The sequence below is a fragment of the Sulfitobacter sp. M39 genome (assembly GCF_021735935.1).
Lineage (GTDB): Bacteria > Pseudomonadota > Alphaproteobacteria > Rhodobacterales > Rhodobacteraceae > Sulfitobacter.
The window spans coordinates 2,542,550-2,556,678 of sequence record NZ_WMDZ01000001.1; the positions used below are offsets into that span (position 1 = coordinate 2,542,550).

Below are 14,129 nucleotides of genomic sequence, written 5' to 3' on the forward strand. Positions count from 1 at the left end.
GGGGACGCTCTTTATATTAGTTGCTGCTGGAGAGCGTTATATCAGCGAGGCTGTCCGGTTCAACAGTCGGTCGCAGACCCAGCAGGGGCGCGACGCGACGGACCATTTCCGCGGCCACGGGCACGGCTGTCCAACCGGCCGTGCGGCGCGGTTTGTCGCCCGAGGTCTCGACCGGTTCGTCCAGTGTGACGATCAGCACGTATTTGGGATCATGCGCCGGGAACATGCTGGCAAAGGTCGCGATGACCGTATCCTCAAGATAGCCACCCCGGGGGCCGGGTTTATCCGCCGTCCCGGTCTTGCCGCCGATCTGGTAGCCGGGCACTTCGGCAAAGCTGGCCGTGCCTTCGGTCACCACGGCACGCAGCATTGCGCGGGCATCCGCCGCCGCGCGTTCGGACATCACACGCGGGCCGACCACGGGGCCGGATTGCTTTCGCAACGTCGGGGTGACCTTGTGCCCGCCATTGGCGATGGCAGAATAGCCCGCCGCCAGATGCATCGGGCTGGAGGACAGGCCGTGGCCATAGGAGACGGTTACGGTGCTCAGCTCTTGCCAGCGCTGCGGCAGTAAGGGCTTGCCGCCAGAGGCTTCGACGATCTCGAAGGGGGTTGGCTCAAAGAACCCGAGGTTTTTCAGGAATTCCTGCTGACGCTCCGCGCCGATCTCAAGCGCAAGCCGCCCTGTCCCGCGGTTGGAGCTGTGCACGATGATCCCCGTCACCGTCTGCTTGCCGTAGTTCTTGCCGTGGAATTCGCCGATGCGGAAGCCGCCGACCTTCATCGGGCCAGAGGTGTCGATCACCGTATCCGCAGTGGCAATGCCAAGGTCGATCGCCTGTGCCGCGGTGAAAATCTTGAAGACAGAGCCAAGCTCGTAGACGCCTTGCACCGACCGGTTGAACAGCGGGCTGTCGGACGCATCGCCAGTGACGGCGGCATGGGGCCGGTCGTTGGGGTCGAAAGAGGGCAATGATACGGCGCTGATCACCTCGCCCGTGTGCACATCCATCAGGACCGAGGTCGCCCCCTTGGCGTTCATCAGCTTCATGCCGCCATAAAGAATACGCTCGGACGCGGCCTGTACGGTCATGTCGATCGACAGTTCCAGCGGCTTGTTGCCATTGGCCGGATCGCGTAGATAATCGTCAAAGTATTTCTCTGCCCCCGCGACGCCAATCACCTCGGCGGCATGGACACCCTCGCGGCCATAGCTGGCTCCGCCCATGATATGCGCGGCAAGCGACCCGTTGGGGTAAAGGCGCATATCACGCGGTGCAAACAGCAAGCCCGGCTCGCCGATGTCATGCACGGCCTGCATCTGCTCGGGGCTGATTTTCTTCTTGATCCACAAGAACTTGCGCTTTCCGGTAAAGTCGCGCAGCAGGCGTTCCTCGTTCAGGTCAGGGAACACGGCCATCAACTTTTTCACGGCCCCCTGCGGGTCGATCATGTGGTGCGGCTGCGCATAAAGCGCATGTGTTTCAAAGTTGGTCGCGAGCAGATTGCCGTTGCGATCCACAATATCGGCGCGGGTGGCCGAGATCACGGAACCCGGGGCCGCCGCGCGCGGCTCTGTCGGGTCGGTGGTCGCCATGACCCCCATACGCGCGCCGACGACGGTGAAGGCGCAGAAGAAGAAGACCCCCAGCACCAGCAAACGCCCCTCGGCACGCTGCCGCGAGGCGTCACGCATCTGCTCGTGGCGGATACGCTTGTTTTCGCGCTCGATCGCATCGGGGTTTTCGCCCTTTTGACGGGCTTCAAGAATACGGGCCAGCGGGCGCAGTGGGGTGCGGATCATTCGGGGGCCTCCATCGAGGATACGTCAACGCCGTCGGTGATCTCGAACAGCGGCAGTTCTGGCAGCGGCGGGTAGCTCACCTGATCGATAGATCCGAACTGGTCAGGATGCAGCGGCAAAAGGTTCAGCCGGTCAAAGTTCAGCTCTGCCAGATCGCGCAGACGGTCGGGGCGGTTCTGATAGGCCCATTCTGCCTTGAGCACGGCCAGACGGCTGTAGGCTTCGCGGATTTCATAGCGCAGATCATCGGCATCACTCAGGGCTTGCTGGGTCGCGTAATTCTCGCGGTAGGCCCAGAAGGCCAGCCCGATCACCGAAAAGGTGGTTAGGATGTAAAGCACGGTTCTCATACGGTTAATCCCCTGACCATAGGCATGCCGAGTGCCTTGGCATCGATGCTGCCCGCAGGCGCATCAGTGCGAATTGCGACGCGCAGCTTGGCCGAGCGGCTGCGCGGGTTCTCTTCCAGCTCTTGCGCATCCGGCCCGATGGCCTTGCGCTTGAGGATCTTGAACTGCGGCGCGGGTGCTTCAATTTCGGGCGCAAAGCGGTTGGCGTTGCCCCCTGCCCCCGCACGCGCCGTTAGGAAGCGTTTGACCATACGGTCTTCGACCGAGTGGAAGGTCACGACAGCCAGCTGGCCACCGGGTTTCAACGCGCGCTCCGCCGCCATCAACCCGTTGAACAGCTCGCCATATTCATTGTTCACCGCAATGCGCAGCGCCTGAAAGCTGCGGGTCGCGGGATGCGACTGGCCGGGTTTCGAGCGCGGCAAACAGCTTTCGACCAACCCTGCAAGCGCCAGCGTTGTGGTGATCGGGGCCTCTTCGCGGGCACGTACGATCGCTTTGGCGATGCGACGGCTGGCACGTTCTTCACCGTATTGGAACAGGATATTGGCGATCACCTCTTCCTCGGCCTCGTTGACGATATCCGCCGCAGAGGGGCCGTCCTGGCTCATCCGCATATCAAGCGGCCCGTCACGCATGAAAGAGAACCCGCGTTCTGCCAGATCAAGCTGCATGGAGGATACGCCCAGATCTAACACGATCCCGTCCAGATCCTGCGCATATTCGTCCATTTTGGAAAACACGCCGCGCTGCATGATGATCCGGTCGCCATAGTCACCGGCCCAAGCCTGCGCCATTTCAAACGCGAGCGGGTCACGGTCCACGGCCACCACCTGCGCAGCACCTGCGTCCAGCAGGCCACGGGTATAGCCGCCCGCGCCGAAGGTGCCATCCAGCCAACGCCCCGACACAGGGGCCACCGCCGCCAGCAAGGGGCGCAGCAGAACCGGAGTATGGGGGGCGGAAGGGGTATCGTTGGGTCCGCTCATATCGATCAAGCCTCCGGCTTGCCGTCCAGGAAGGCCATCGGATCAAAGTCTTCTGGCAGCTCGTCCAGCCATTCCTCTTCGCGGGCCTTTTCCTCGGTCTCGTAGGTTTCGGGCTTCCAGATCTGGAAGGTATCACCGGCGGCGATAAAGAATGCTTCGTTCTCCAGGTCGATCTTGTTGCGCAGCTTGGCGGGCAGAACCAAGCGACCCGTTTCATCGACCGATGTGGGAAAGGACTGACCGTGGAACAGGCGCTGCAGCATCTTGCGTTCCATCGACCCGCGCGGCAGCGCGTCGATCTTGTCGTCCACCTCTTCGATGGCCTGCATGGTATAGCATTCAAGATAGCTGCGGCGGCTGTCGCCATAGACAATCACCAGCTCGGGCGTGCCACCGTTTTGCCAATTCGGGTCACCGGCTTCCAACACACGACGAAAAGAGGCTGGGATAGACACCCGCCCCTTCGTATCGACCTTGTGTTGGCTTTCGCCTCTGAACCTGCGGCTCACGTGTTTGTCCCTGCCTGCGACGCTTGTGCGCCCTAAAATCATGCCCCCGGCGGTAGATGTAGAAACGGCGGGCTGATCTGCTGCCACTGATCAACCCGCCGCCCGTCCCGCCTTGGCGGGGAAGTCCGACTGCGCGCGCCACCTGGGGGGATGTCTGCTCGCTCGCGCGCCGGATCTCTTGGTCTGATGAAAGCGAGGTGCCTGTATGAACCTGCTAGAGTTTTATTTGGTCGTTGGGGTCGTTTGGTGCCCCGTGTCTCGTTCTCATCCGATGCACTAGGGATGCCATGGGAATTGATGGGCGTCCATAAGTTTTTTGGGAAACACACACCAAATTTGGTTTTGCACAGGGTTGTAAATCAACATGTGGGGAAGAAATGTCAGCGATTTTTAGCTTATGTCGGTTAAATATGAAATTTAAACACAACATATTGAGGCGAAAAACGCGTGTTGGAATTTCCCACAATTTCCCAACAATTTTAGACCACAGACTTATCCACAACCTGTGTTCGTGGCTTGTTCCCCAATCGCAACGGCAATTGCTACTGTTTTATCGCGCAAACTGAGGATTCCGCGCCTCAGACAGCCATTTTCCGCCGAATCACCTTGCCAATCGGGCAGGCTCGGGCCGGCAGCCTCCCATGTTTTCCCATGGGGTTTTCCCATGCGATCCCATACACACGTCCACACGACGCCGATGAACGCGAAACGCCGCGCAGGGGGCTACGCGGCGTTGAGTACAGATAGGGTCGTGAAGGAGGTAGCCCCTTAGGCCATCCCGCCCTTAATCAAACCTTCGGCGATGCGTGCATAGGCTTGAGCCATCGGCCCATCACCCGCGGCCACCGGCGTGCCACCATCGCCGGAAAGCCGGGTATCAAGATCGATGGGAAGACTGCCGAGTAACGGCACCTCCATCTTCGCGGCTTCGGCTGCAACCCCGCCATGACCAAAGATTTCATGTTCGGACCCACAATCAGGACAGACAAACAGCGACATATTCTCGATCAATCCCAACACGGGCGTCTTCAGCGTATTGAACATATCAATCGCCTTGCGCGCGTCGATCAGCGCCACGTCCTGCGGCGTCGATACCACGATTGCGCCAGACAATTCGGATTTGGTACATAGTGTCAGCTGCACATCGCCCGTACCCGGCGGCAGATCGACAAGCAACACGTCCAGCTCGCCCCACTCTACCTGCCCCAGCATCTGTTGCAGCGCGCCCATCAGCATCGGGCCACGCCAGACCACTGCCTTCCCCTCCTCCATCATGAAGCCGATGGACATCAGGGTCACGCCATGGGCGTGCAGCGGAATGATCGTCTTACCATCAGGCGAGGCAGGCCGCTTGTTCACCCCCATCATACGCGGCTGACTGGGACCATAGATATCGGCATCCAGCAAACCAACCTTGCGCCCCGCCCGAGCCAAGGCCACGGCGAGGTTCGAGCTCACGGTCGATTTGCCCACGCCCCCCTTGCCCGACCCAATGGCGAGAATGCGCTGCACGCCAGCCGGTTTCATCGGGCCATCCTGCGCCTTCGGGTGCCCACCAATTTTGAGGCTGGGGGCCGATTGCTTTGGCGCGGGACCATGGGCCGTCAGGGCGACTGTTACGCTGCCAACGCCCTCAACCTCGCGCACCACGGCCTCTGCCGCGTCGCGCAGCGGGGCCATCTGCGCGGCGACTTGCGCATTGGGGGCTTCTATAACAAAGCGCACCACATCGCCCTCGACCGTCAAAGCGCGGATCAGATCGTGATCAAAGATAGATTTTCCATCCGGCAGCATCACCCGGGCCAGAGCAGATTCGACGTCGGATTTAGAGAGCGGCATGACATATTCCTTTCGAGACTGCTTTTGACATGGCAGTTTCTGTCCAAATCGCAACCCTACGTTCGCATGCCGCACAGCACCAAGGCAAAACGAACATTTAGCGCCCAAAAATTACGCAAAACCCCTATGTTTTCGCTGCATGGCAGCAATGCACAATTTGAGAATTGTGCAAACGCAGCAAATAGGTCAAAAAGGTTTCAGGAACGCAGACACTGCGAGCCAAGAATAAGACCAAACTCATCCATCCTCCTCCCGGATGTGTTTGTTTTCGGCGGCGATACCCTCCTCCTCCCTGGTATCGTCGCCATTTTTTTTCATACAACTCCTCCTGACTGCTAAAGCGTTTGCGCTAGGGTTATTTTGTTCCCGATCAAGACGTTACGTCACCTTTTGCCCATGCATTTTCTGCATAGCAGCATTGACGATCTGGCTATTGTGCAGATGCAGCATTTTACTACATAACCAACACAAGACGAATGATAACGAACACAGACGAAACAAGACGAGGTATCCGATGGCCTACTTGAACGCTACAACCGCACCGACCCTGGCAGACCGTTTTGCCGCGCTGATGTCCGCACTCGAGACTCGCCGCAAGCAACGCCGCGTATACCGCTCCACTTTCAACGAGCTGAGCTCCTTGTCCAACCGCGAGCTGAACGACCTGGGCATGGGCCGCTCGCAAATCCGCGGCATCGCGCTGGAAACAGCACGCAACGCTGCATAAATCATACTGGATCGGGCACACGCACCCTCCCTGTTGTGTGCCTGTAGAAAGCTTCGGGTCTCCTCCTCCTCCCTGAGACCGGCGGCTTTCATAAACGTCCCCTTCCCCCTTTCCTCCCGATTGGATTGGGGACGTAGATAAAGACGGCGGTGCTTTCCTCCCAAAGCACCGCCGTTCTTGCATCTAATTCTTGATAATTCGTAAAACTCATGACGCCCGTTTAGAACGGAACGTCATCCGATGCGCTCAGATAGCGCGACACGACCTTCTTGACCCCGGCCTTGTCAAAGCTGATCTCAAGCTTATCCCCTTCGATTCCAACAACTTCGCCATAGCCAAATTTCTGGTGGAACACCCGCTCCCCCATTGCAAAACTGCTGACGGCGGACATGTCGATCGTCACATTTCGGGCTTCCGAAGGCTGGCTCACGCTGCGCGCTTGGCTGCGCGTCTGCAATCTGCGCCACCCCGGAGAATTATATACATTCGCTTCAGCGGCTTTTTCATGTAGATTCGATTTGGGCATCGCAGCGCCATACCCGCCACCATACAGACCCGGCGGGGTCAGCACATCCACATGGGCTTCGGGAAGTTCGTCGATAAACCGTGACGGCATGGCGCTTTGCCACTGACCAAACACGCGGCGGTTGGCCGCAAAAGAGATCGTGCAAAGCTGCTCTGCCCGGGTGATTCCGACATAGGCAAGCCGCCGCTCTTCCTCCAGCCCCTTCAGGCCGGATTCGTCCATCGATCGCTGCGACGGAAACAGCCCATCCTCCCAGCCGGGAAGAAACACCGCGGGAAACTCAAGCCCCTTGGCCGCGTGCAACGTCATGATCGACACTTTCGCGCCGCCATTGTCGCTTTCATTATCCATAATCAAGCTGACGTGTTCCAGAAAACCTTGAAGATTCTCGAACTGCTCCAACGCTTTAACCAGCTCCTTCAGGTTCTCGAGCCGCCCCGGAGCTTCCGGCGTTTTGTCGTTCTGCCAAAACCCAGTATATCCGCTTTCATCCAAAATAATCTGCGCCAATTCCACATGGCTGACTTCGGGCGGGCCATATTCCTCGTGAAACAGCGGCGCACCTTCATCGATGACGCTATCGTCATCAACCACAGTCTGTAGGCGCGGGCCCTGCGCCAGTTCGGACCAGCGCTGAATCCCGTCGATGAGCAAACGCAACTGCGCCGCACCACGACCGCCAATCCCGCCATTCGCCAAAAGGATCCGCGCCCCCTCCACCAGGTTCACACCGTTTTCGCGCGCGGTTTTCTGTATATTTTGTTGCGCTTTATCACCCAAACCACGCTTGGGCGTGTTTACGATTCTCTCAAAAGCAAGATCGTCATCAGGCGAGGTAACCACCCTGAAATAGGCCATGGCGTCGCGAATTTCTAACCGTTCATAGAAACGCGGGCCACCGATCACGCGGTACGGTAGGCCAATGGTCAGGAAACGATCCTCGAACGCGCGCATCTGGTGCGATGCCCGTACAAGAATCGCCATATCGTCCAATGTGTATGGATCAAGCTCGCGTGTGCCGCGCTGCAACGCTTCGATTTCGTCGCCGATCCAACGCGCCTCTTCCTCGCCATCCCAATGGCCGATAAGACGCAGCTTTTCACCCTCCCGGGATTCCGTCCACAAGGTCTTGCCCAAACGCCCCTCATTTCCTGCGATCACGCCCGAAGCGGCCGCCAGGATGTGCGGTGTTGACCGGTAATTCTGTTCCAACCGCACCACATGAGCGCCGGGAAAATCTTTTTCGAACCGCAGGATGTTGCCAACCTCGGCCCCTCGCCATCCGTAGATCGACTGGTCGTCATCCCCGACACAGCAGATATTCTTGTGGCCAGAGGCCAGCAGACGGAGCCACAAATACTGTGCCACGTTGGTATCCTGATACTCATCCACCAGAATATATTTGAACCACCGCTGATATTGCCCCAGCACGTCTTCGTGCTGCTGGAAGATGGTGACCATATGCAGCAGCAAATCACCGAAGTCGCAGGCGTTCAGATCTTTAAGCCGCGCTTGATACTGCGCATAAAGCTCCGCCCCGCGGTGGTTATAGGCCCCCGCATCGGCCGTAGGAATTTTGTCGGGCGTCAATGCGCGATTTTTCCAGCTATCAATAACGCCTGACAGCAAACGTGCGGGCCAACGTTTGTCATCAATCCCTTCCGCCTTGATCAACTGCTTGAGCAGACGCAGCTGGTCATCCGTGTCCAGAATGGTGAAGTTCGACTTTAGCCCGACCAATTCAGCATGGCGGCGCAACAGCTTGACGCAAATCGCATGAAACGTACCCAGCCAAGGCATCCCTTCAATGCTCTGCCCCAGCATATGCCCCACACGGTTTTTCATCTCGCGCGCGGCCTTATTGGTGAAGGTTACCGCGAGAATCTCGTTCGGGCGGGCGCGCCCGGCGTTCATCAGATGCACGATCCGTGCCGTCAAAGCCTTGGTCTTGCCCGTGCCTGCCCCCGCGAGCATCAAGACAGGGCCGTCCATCTGCTCCACCGCGGCACGCTGGGCCGGATTTAGCCCATCAAGATAGGGTTGCGGACGCGCAGCCATAGCGCGCGATGATAGGGAAGCGCCCTCAAAGGCGGCCATTTCGTCAAAATCATTCATGCGGCCAATCTATCCCGCGCACGCACCAAATAAAAGACACGTTCGCAAAATGTTCCCGCCGCGTTTTCTATAAAGCAGCGGCGGTTTGCTAGCCGTCTAGCGTCAAAGCCGCAGGAATTATTGTTATCTGTCTCTCCTTATTACTCATGTCATTGCATAGTTACGATCGCGCCCTCGTCTCGGCGTAGCACCCCACCTCTTTCCAAATGATTAAAAATCCCCCGCGGACCGCAAAAAAACTTCTACTTGCACACCGCGTCAAACAGACGCAACAATGCCGCAGCGCAGCGTTAGCGCGCGTTCTAGACGCTTGAAAATTAAGATTTCTCGCCAGCAGGAAGGCCTAGCTATGACCGACTTTAAGAAAATTCTAATCGCGAACCGCGGCGAGATCGCCATTCGAATTATGCGCGCGGCCAACGAGATGGGAAAAAAGACGGTCGCCGTTTTCGCCGAGGAAGATAAGCTGGGCCTACACCGTTTCAAGGCCGATGAAGCCTACCGGATCGGGGCCGGTTTGGGGCCTGTCGCCGCCTATCTGAGCATCGATGAAATCATCCGCGTGGCCAAAGCCTCGGGCGCGGATGCGATCCACCCGGGCTATGGGCTATTGTCAGAAAACCCTGATTTTGTAGATGCTTGCGCGCAGAACGGTATTACTTTTATCGGGCCGCGTGCGGAAACAATGCGCGCCTTGGGCGATAAGGCCAGCGCGCGACGCGTGGCGATGGAGGCCGGTGTGCCGGTCGTACCCGCGACAGAGGTTCTAGGCGATGATATGGAGGCCGTCCGCGAACAGGCGGCAGAGGTTGGCTACCCGCTGATGCTCAAGGCGTCCTGGGGCGGCGGGGGGCGCGGCATGCGCCCTATCGCGAATGAAGACGAACTTAAAGAAAAAGTGATGGAAGGCCGGCGCGAGGCCGAGGCGGCCTTTGGCAATGGCGAAGGCTATCTGGAAAAGATGATCCTGAAGGCGCGCCATGTCGAGGTGCAGATTTTGGGCGACAGCCACGGTGAAATCTACCATCTATTTGAAAGAGATTGTTCCGTTCAGCGTCGCAACCAAAAGGTCGTCGAGCGCGCGCCTGCCCCCTATCTGACCGAAGAACAACGCGCCGAAATTTGCGAATTGGGCCGCAAAATCTGTGCGCATGTTAACTATGAATGTGCCGGTACGGTCGAATTTTTGATGGATATGGACAACGGGAAGTTCTATTTTATCGAGGTAAATCCACGGGTTCAGGTCGAACACACGGTCACCGAAGAGGTCACCGGCATCGATATCGTACAGGCGCAAATATTAATTGCCGAAGGCAAGACAATCGCCGAGGCGACGGGCAAGGCCTCGCAGGCAGATGTGCAGCTGAACGGCCATGCGTTGCAGACGCGGATTACCACCGAAGACCCCCAAAACAACTTCATTCCTGATTATGGCCGCATCACCGCCTTTCGGGAGGCCACCGGCATGGGCATCCGCTTGGACGGCGGTACCGCCTATTCGGGTGGGGTGATCACGCGCTATTACGACAGCCTTTTGGTCAAGGTGACGGCGAAAGCTCAAACGCCCGAGCAAGCGATCGCCCGCATGGACCGCGCCCTACGCGAGTTCCGCATCCGGGGCGTGTCGACAAACATCGCCTTTGTCGAAAATTTGCTGAAACACCCGACCTTCCTCGATAATAGCTACCACACCAAGTTTATCGACCAGACGCCCGAGCTTTTTACCTTTGAAAAGCGCCGCGACCGGGCGACCAAAGTGTTAACATATATCGCTGATATTACAGTGAACGGGCACCCTGAAACCAAAGGGTTCGAACGCCCTGCGGCGGCCGTCCGCGCGCCGCAGCCCCCCGGAGCCCGGGCCGAGCCGATGATGGGCACCCGTAACCTGCTTGAACAAAAAGGGCCGCAGGCTGTTGCCGATTGGATGGGGCAGCAGCGGCAACTCTTGATCACCGACACCACCATGCGTGACGGCCATCAGTCATTGCTCGCGACGCGGATGCGCAGTCATGACATGATCAAGGTTGCCCCGGCCTATGCCGCTAATCTTCCACAACTTTTCTCGATGGAGTGCTGGGGCGGTGCGACCTTCGACGTGGCCTACCGGTTCTTGCAAGAATGTCCGTGGCAACGCCTGCGCGACCTGCGTGCCGCCCTGCCAAACGTGATGACGCAGATGCTGCTGCGCGGGTCGAATGGCGTGGGCTATACCAATTATCCGGACAATGTAGTGCAGGAATTTGTCCGCGTGGCCGCAACCGAAGGTGTCGATGTTTTCCGCGTGTTTGATAGCCTGAACTGGGTTGAAAACATGCGTGTCGCGATGGACGCGGTGATTGAAAACGGTAAGATTTGCGAAGGTACCGTTTGCTATACCGGCGACATTTTTGATCCGGACCGATCCAAATACAGCCTGAAATATTATGTCGCTATGGGCAAGGAACTGAAAGCGGCCGGCGCCCATGTTCTGGGCCTGAAAGACATGGCCGGCGTGCTCAAGCCGAATGCTGCCAAAGTATTGATCAAAGCGCTGAAATCCGAGGTCGGCCTGCCGATCCATTTCCACACGCATGACACCGCAGGCACGGCTACCGCGACGATCATGGCAGCCTCCGAGGCAGGCGTGGACGCGGTAGATTGCGCTATGGACGCGCTATCGGGCAACACGTCTCAGGCGACGCTCGGGTCCGTGGTCGAAGCGCTGAAACACACAGATCGCGACACGGGCCTGTCGATGGACGCGGTGCGCGAAATCTCTAACTACTGGGAAGAAGTGCGTGGCGAATATGCCGCGTTCGAGACCGGCATGCAGGCCCCTTCCTCCGAAGTCTATCTGCACGAGATGCCCGGCGGGCAGTTCACCAACCTCAAGGCGCAGGCCGCATCGATGGGGCTGGATGATCGTTGGCCCGAGGTCGCCAAAACCTACGCCGAGGTGAACCAGATGTTTGGTGATATCGTCAAGGTGACGCCGTCGTCCAAAGTGGTCGGCGACATGGCTCTGATGATGGTATCCCAAGGGTTAACCCGCGCGCAGGTCGAAGACCCGAAGGCGGAAATGTCCTTTCCTGAAAGTGTGATCGACATGATGCGCGGCAATCTGGGCCAGCCTCCGGGCGGGTTCCCTGACGCGATTGTCGACAAAATCCTCAAAGGCGAAAAACCGAACACGGAACGCCCCGGTGCCCATCTGCCCCCTGCCGATCTTGAAGCGACACGCAAGGAATTGCGCGACCTTCTGGAAGGGGCTCAGGTAGAAGAAGATGACCTGTCGGGGTACCTCATGTACCCGAAGGTTTTCCTGGATTACATGGGCCGTCACCGGACCTATGGCCCTGTCCGTGTATTGCCGACCCGTACCTTCTTCTACGGGATGGAACCGGGCGAAGAGATCACCGCGGAAATCGACCCGGGCAAGACGCTGGAAATTCGTCTGCAAGCCTTGAGCGAGACCAATGAAGACGGCGACGTTAAGGTCTTTTTTGAACTGAATGGCCAGCCGCGCGTGGTGCGCGTGCCCAACCGGATGGTCAAAGCGACGACTGCACAGCGTCCCAAGGCCGAGATCGGCAACGTCAATCACATCGGAGCGCCGATGCCGGGGGTTGTTGCCTCGGTCGGGGCGACGGTTGGTCAAAAAGTCAAATCAGGCGATCTGCTGCTAACCATCGAGGCGATGAAAATGGAAACCGGTATCCACGCGGACCGCGATGCTGTCGTCAAAGCGGTGCATGTCACGCCCGGGGGCCAGATCGACGCCAAGGATCTGCTGGTCGAGTTGGAGTGATCCCATGCGCCTTTCTGCCCTGACCCTGATCGTTCCCAGCTACGACGAAGGAATATCCTTTTACTGTGGCACGATGGGGTTCGAGCTGACACAGGACGAGGACCAGGGGCATAAACGCTGGGTGCGCGTCACCCCTTCGGGTGGCGGCACCGGCTTTATCCTCGCCGAACCGGGCGACGATGTTCAGCGTGCAGCGATTGGGAACCAAGGTGCGGGGCGTGTCTGGTTGTTTCTAGAGACCGAGGATTTTGCCCGCGACCATGCCCGACTTTTGGCTGGGGGCGTAACATTCGAAGAAGCCCCCCGCCATGAACCCTATGGCACTGTCGCCGTTTTTCGCGACGTATTCGGCCATCGATGGGATCTGATCGAGCCGCGCACGCCCCCCTAAAGAAAGCATCGGCCCTGGCACTTGGGGCCGGATGCATTCTGTCGCATTGAACAGGCCCGTTCCGCTGCTACGTTCACGCTTAGCATGACAGATGGACGGCTCCCATGCCCTATGAATGGAAAACACGGCCCGACGCGTCGACGCAGGTTCTTTGCCTGCGGCCGCACCAATCCCTGCCGGCAAAGGGATTCGCCAGCTTTATCCTCATCACGTTCGTCCTAATTCTGACCCCCGTTCTGCCACTGTTGGGGACTGTTTTGCTGTGGGGGCTTCTTCCTTTCATGCTGGCCGCCGTCGCGGCGATGTATTGGGCGCTACAGCGCAACCATAAGGCCAGACAGATTGAAGAAGTGTTTACGCTCGACCACAATACAGCACATTTATCCCATCTCACCGCGCGCGGAGAGGTCAAGGAATGGCAGTGCAACCGGCATTGGGCCGTCGTGACGAAATATGAAAAAGACGGCCCCGTACCCCACTATGTGACCCTGCGCGGCATGGGCCGCGAGGTCGAAATCGGGACCTTCCTGAGCGAAGAAGAAAGGATCGCCCTTTATGACGAGCTGAACCGTTCGCTGATGCGCTGAGCCTTAGCTCAGCCGCTCTTTCACTTTGGGACCGACCGCGCCAAAATCCATTTGCCCCGTGTACTTACCTTTAAGCAGGCCGATCACCTTGCCCATGTCACGGATCGATGTCGCACCCACTTCGGCAATGGCGGCATCGACGGCTTTGGCGGTTTCTTCTTCGGTCAGCTGACGGGGCAGAAACTCTTCGATCACGGCAATCTCTTCACGCTCGCGATCCGCAAGATCAAGCCGCCCGCCCTCTTCATAGGCGCGTACGGATTCCATACGTTGTTTCGCCATTTTACCTAAAATCGCGAGCACTTCGGCATCGCCAACACCCGTGTCGCCCTCATCAGCACGCGCCGCGATGTCTTTATCCTTGATCGCCGCATTGATCAGCCGCAGGGTCGACAGCCGGTCCGCCGCCTTGTCTTTCATTGCCTGTTTCAGTGCATCCGAGATGCGAGTGCGCAGTACCATTACCATCGTCCTTTTGACCCTAGGGGGTATTAAGCCGTGC

11 protein-coding genes are annotated in these 14,129 nt (G+C 58.4%); 4 read left to right on the forward strand and 7 right to left on the reverse strand.

Annotated features, from left to right (window positions below; genetic code table 11):
• Positions 1-16: 16 nt before the first annotated feature.
• The 5 genes from GLP43_RS12265 to GLP43_RS12285 all read right to left on the reverse strand — a co-directional run bounded on the left by GLP43_RS12265 (position 17) and on the right by GLP43_RS12285 (position 5,491).
• Positions 17-1,804, reverse strand: a complete 1,788-nt coding sequence (locus tag GLP43_RS12265) for a peptidoglycan D,D-transpeptidase FtsI family protein (RefSeq protein WP_005854159.1) — start codon at positions 1,802-1,804, stop codon at positions 17-19.
• Positions 1,801-2,154 carry a cell division protein FtsL gene (gene ftsL / locus GLP43_RS12270; RefSeq protein WP_005854161.1) on the reverse strand — a complete coding sequence of 118 codons (354 nt, stop codon included), beginning with the start codon at positions 2,152-2,154 and terminating at the stop codon, positions 1,801-1,803. The genes GLP43_RS12265 and ftsL overlap by 4 nt, the downstream gene beginning before the upstream one ends.
• Positions 2,151-3,143, reverse strand: coding sequence for a 16S rRNA (cytosine(1402)-N(4))-methyltransferase RsmH (gene rsmH, locus GLP43_RS12275; RefSeq protein WP_237279532.1), 993 nt, complete (start codon positions 3,141-3,143; stop codon positions 2,151-2,153). The genes ftsL and rsmH overlap by 4 nt, the downstream gene beginning before the upstream one ends.
• A gap of 5 nt (positions 3,144-3,148) precedes the next feature.
• Complete coding sequence (gene mraZ / locus GLP43_RS12280; protein ID WP_237279533.1) at positions 3,149-3,652, reverse strand: division/cell wall cluster transcriptional repressor MraZ; 504 nt, start codon at positions 3,650-3,652, stop codon at positions 3,149-3,151.
• Between the two features lie 768 nt (positions 3,653-4,420).
• Positions 4,421-5,491, reverse strand: coding sequence for an Mrp/NBP35 family ATP-binding protein (locus tag GLP43_RS12285; protein ID WP_237279534.1), 1,071 nt, complete (start codon positions 5,489-5,491; stop codon positions 4,421-4,423).
• Between the two features lie 514 nt (positions 5,492-6,005).
• On the opposite strand from GLP43_RS12285, the gene GLP43_RS12290 reads away from it, so the two are divergent.
• Complete coding sequence (locus tag GLP43_RS12290) at positions 6,006-6,218, forward strand: DUF1127 domain-containing protein (RefSeq protein WP_009824940.1); 213 nt, start codon at positions 6,006-6,008, stop codon at positions 6,216-6,218.
• A gap of 220 nt (positions 6,219-6,438) precedes the next feature.
• Here the strand turns inward: GLP43_RS12290 and GLP43_RS12295 are convergent, their stop codons facing one another.
• Positions 6,439-8,859: an ATP-dependent helicase gene (locus GLP43_RS12295; protein ID WP_237279535.1), complete on the reverse strand. Its 2,421-nt coding sequence runs from the start codon at positions 8,857-8,859 to the stop codon at positions 6,439-6,441.
• Positions 8,860-9,208: 349 nt separating this feature from the next.
• Between GLP43_RS12295 and GLP43_RS12300 the strand changes: the two genes are divergently transcribed.
• The 3 genes from GLP43_RS12300 (at position 9,209) to GLP43_RS12310 (ending at position 13,627) form a co-directional block, all read left to right on the forward strand.
• Positions 9,209-12,649, forward strand: coding sequence for a pyruvate carboxylase (locus GLP43_RS12300; protein WP_237279536.1), 3,441 nt, complete (start codon positions 9,209-9,211; stop codon positions 12,647-12,649).
• Positions 12,650-12,653: 4 nt separating this feature from the next.
• Positions 12,654-13,040 (forward strand): VOC family protein, encoded by a 387-nt coding sequence (locus GLP43_RS12305; protein WP_237279537.1) that lies wholly within the window; start codon positions 12,654-12,656, stop codon positions 13,038-13,040.
• Positions 13,041-13,144: 104 nt separating this feature from the next.
• Positions 13,145-13,627: a DUF2244 domain-containing protein gene (locus GLP43_RS12310; RefSeq protein WP_237279538.1), complete on the forward strand. Its 483-nt coding sequence runs from the start codon at positions 13,145-13,147 to the stop codon at positions 13,625-13,627.
• Positions 13,628-13,630: 3 nt separating this feature from the next.
• Here the strand turns inward: GLP43_RS12310 and GLP43_RS12315 are convergent, their stop codons facing one another.
• Positions 13,631-14,089 (reverse strand): GatB/YqeY domain-containing protein, encoded by a 459-nt coding sequence (locus GLP43_RS12315; protein WP_005854179.1) that lies wholly within the window; start codon positions 14,087-14,089, stop codon positions 13,631-13,633.
• Positions 14,090-14,129 lie beyond the last annotated feature (40 nt).